The organism is Sulfitobacter sp. HI0040, assembly GCF_001634885.1.
Lineage (GTDB): Bacteria > Pseudomonadota > Alphaproteobacteria > Rhodobacterales > Rhodobacteraceae > Sulfitobacter.
Genome location: NZ_LWEX01000399.1, coordinates 1 through 335, shown reverse-complemented (window position 1 = coordinate 335; position 335 = coordinate 1). Strand labels below are relative to the sequence as shown.

Below are 335 nucleotides of genomic sequence, written 5' to 3'. Positions count from 1 at the left end.
CACCTCGGCCATCGGGTTGACGCAGAAGCGGCTCGCCGAACTGGACGAGGCGGGCCTCGATCATGTGCAACTGTCCCTGCAGGGCACCGATGCGGAAATGGCGGACCGAATCGGCGGCTATCAGGGTGGCTTCAAGCGCAAGATGCAGGCCGCCCAGTGGATCGTCGAAGCAGGCTTTCCGCTTACCCTCAACGCCGTTGTGCACCGGCAGAACCTGCCCCAGTTACCCGAAGCGATCGAGATGGCCGTACAGATGAAGGCGCGCCGCATGGAAGTGGCGATCGTCCAGTTCCACGGTTGGGCCATGCTGAACCGGGGCGCGATGATGCCCACGC

General features: G+C 64.2%; 1 protein-coding gene. It reads left to right on the top strand.

Going from position 1 to position 335, the window contains the following annotated elements:
• A partial coding sequence (locus A3728_RS16325; RefSeq protein WP_150120857.1) for a radical SAM protein occupies nt 1-335 on the top strand: 335 nt, incomplete at both ends.